This window comes from Commensalibacter sp. A3DC, from assembly GCF_047307945.1.
GTDB lineage: Bacteria > Pseudomonadota > Alphaproteobacteria > Acetobacterales > Acetobacteraceae > Commensalibacter > Commensalibacter melissae.
The window spans coordinates 1-3,351 of record NZ_JAXOQA010000102.1 but is presented as its reverse complement, the minus strand read 5'-3'; the positions used below and the strand labels follow the sequence as shown (position 1 = coordinate 3,351).

General features: G+C 33.7%; 2 protein-coding genes. One reads left to right on the top strand and one right to left on the bottom strand.

The features are described 5' to 3' along the window. Positions 1 to 62 precede the first annotated feature (62 nt). Entirely contained in the window at positions 63 to 968 is a 906-nt protein-coding gene (locus tag U0839_RS08585; RefSeq protein WP_413550480.1) for a rhamnan synthesis F family protein, read from the top strand. Here the strand turns inward: U0839_RS08585 and U0839_RS08580 are convergent. Further along, the coding region (locus U0839_RS08580; RefSeq protein ID WP_413550479.1) for a glycosyltransferase at positions 931 to 3,351 on the bottom strand (2,421 nt) is incomplete at its 5' end. The genes U0839_RS08585 and U0839_RS08580 overlap by 38 nt on opposite strands.

Below are 3,351 nucleotides of genomic sequence, written 5' to 3'. Positions count from 1 at the left end.
TAATTTAAATTTATGAATTCTAACGGTAAATTTTCACTATAAATCAAATATCATCACTAAATATGTCAAACAGAATATGTCTTTTTGCCTCTTATAATTTAACAGATGAACTTCTTCCCGACACAAAACATTTTTTAAGGCAACTTTATTTATGCGGATGGGAAACACATTTAGCCCTTTCCGGGAAAGAAAAAATTTCAAAGGATATACACGATTTTTGCCAAAAACATTCAATAACACCCCATTCTCGTCCTAATCAGGGACTGGATTTTGGAGCATGGCAAGATTTAATAATAAAAAAAGTTACCGATCATGCTGATTATATCCTACTAACTAATGACAGCATTTTTGGCCCCATATATCCCCTGCAGCCTGTTTTTAAAAAAATGTTTACCGAAAACTTGGATATATGGGGGATGGTTGATAGTTTTGAAGTGAACTGGCATTTCCAATCATGGTTTCTGTGTTTTAACCATACCACATTTTTTAATCCAGCAATTCAAGACTTGTTTATGCAACCATTCAAACAAATGGACAGACAGGCCATTATCCAGCAAGGTGAATTAAAGCTGGGACGCATTTTGCAATCAATTCCGGAAATTAAATGCAAAGCAGCTTGGTCACCAACAAAAACAAGACTTTTTAGAAATAAAAAAAACGTCAATCCCATGCACCTGGATTGGTATACTATCCTGCATTCTGATAACGTCCCTTTTATTAAAAAAGAACTCATCCGAGATAATCACTTTGGAATTTTCTGGCTAAACTATTACCGTACACTTCTGAAAAACAATCAATTTTTCAAATTAAACTATATTGACACCTATTTAAACAACCATACTAACCGACCGATGATCCCCCATACCGTATGGTGGAAACGGCTGAAATATCTTGCCATAACTTATGATACAAAACTTGCCTGGACATATTTCATAAAACAGGGTATTTCTTGTTCTCCGCCACTTTAACACTGTTATAGATTTCAAATAATTCATCAGCCTGTTGTTCATAAGTCATAATATGATCCTTATATGGATTAAGATAGGCATCCAAAAAGGATGGTTGTTCCAGAAATCCTTCAATAACCTTTTTTAATTCTTCCGAACCATCATATAATGAAATATAGGTACCATTTATACCGTCCATAACATCCTCTGACTGGCCACCAGGATGGGTACACACAACCCAAACATCTCGTAGCAAAGCTTCCCTGACTGTCAGCCCATAGCTTTCTTTCCATTGGGAAGGAAAAAGCAATATATCTATTTCATTAAAGAAATCATCTTTTGAATTTTCATCATAGGGTGGAATAATGATAACCTTATCCTGCCCCTTCCAGGAATCTATATCAAATGATGAATATCCAAGATTGTTTTTGCTATCTACAATCGTCAATTTCCAGTTTTCATGTTTTAATGATGTAAATACGTCAAAAATGAGATTATAGCCTTTTATTATCTCATTTCCGGCAACGAAACCAAACCTCAAGACAGAACCCGCCATACGCTTTTTACGCAATTTTCTTGGACGGGAAACTCCGTTACGATTTACTATAATTTTATCGGGATCAACATCATTCACTATATAAAGCTGACGATGTGTTTCACTTGGACTTAATAACAACGAGGCTCCTTCAAGTGATTTTTTCATCATTTTCATTCGTTCTCTTAAATAGAAAACCTGGGGTTCACATGCCTGACAAATATTCAGGTCTATTTTTTCCTGAAAACAATATTTATGATTATTTTTAACCATAAATGTACGGTCACAAAGCCACCACGTGTCATGAAGAGTAATAATATAAGGAATATCTTTCAGTTGACATGAAGCAATCAAATGCAGTCCAAGATTTTGAATTGCATGAAAATGTACAATATCTGGTTGAACAGCCTGTAAAACCATTTCAAATGGATCCACAATTTCTGTATTATTGAATTCTTCAGATGGATATAATTGCGGTGAAATCTCTACTGAATAGACCAAGGATCCATTATCACAATAACGCCTTAATCCTTTATGTTGTGAAAAAGGTCGGGAGGTAAAAATTGCTATTTCAGTATTCTCTTTTTTTTGTATCCGACAGGACATTTCCTCTGCAACCATGGTGGCACCACCGTAAGAATATGGTGCATAATAAAGATTAACCACCAAAATCTTTAATTTATCCCTGACTTGTTTATTCGGTATTCCAAAAATAGGTTCAACCTGTTTTTTTAAAATTGTATCGGGAGAATAATCCTTTAAGACATCATAATAAGCCTGTCGTCCTAAACGTTGACGTAACTGGGAGTTCCCAGCCAGTAAACATATTTTTTCCTTCCATTCAGATGTCGAATTAGCAATAAAGCCATTTTCACCATCCCGAATTATTTCTTTGAAATTCTTTCGGGGAGAACAAACAGAGACAATACCTAAAATGGATGCCTCTAAAAATTTAATATTGCTTTTAGCATCATTAAAGGCAATATCTTCCAACGGTGCTATGGCTATATCAGCATGTGCCAATAATTTCATGTATTGATCATAGGACCGAAAAGAAAAATAACAGATCTGGTTTTTGAAATCCTCAAATTGATTTGGTAATTCAAGTTCCCCTATTATCCATAATCTTAATTTTTTTTCATGAATAAGTGCCGAAATAATTCCATCGGCCGCAATCAGAAAATCAGCATTATGAGTTTTAGTCCCGGATCCATAAAGAACAATTATTTCATCTTTTTTCTTAAGATCACCATCTATTTCCAATTTACGTGGATAAAGGTCTGAAGCAATTCGTAAAGTATTTTGATCCAGGGCATTTTCTATAACCTTAACTTCATGAACTCCAACCTGTCGTATATTTTGTGCCAAAGAGGATGTAGAGGCAATTGCATGATCACAAGCCAATAACGCTTTACGGAATAATCCTGATCCAAAAAGTAATAAATCCAACTCCTCTTTGGGTAAATATTTCATAAACCCGCATTGTAAATATAATTTTTTATCAAATATTAAATCATCAACTTCCCACCAGGTTTTTAAACCCAATCGTTTAGCCTCAGAAATCTGATCCAAAACATTTTGAAAAGCAGGAACCCTGTAAAAAATCACTTCTTTACAAATTTGTAAGACTGACAAAACCTCACTTTGATTTCTCCAGTCAACAATTCTGCATTGCCATCCCAATTTTTCAAAATATTCTTTTTTTTGCTGTACACGATATTTATAACATTGTGGTAACGTAACTTCCGCAACAATTAAAATTAGATGTGATTGATTAAACTGTTGGTTTTCAAAAAATTTGTAATGAATAATAAAATTATTTTTTTCATTTATTATAAATTGTCTACAATTAATTTTTTTAAAAATTTT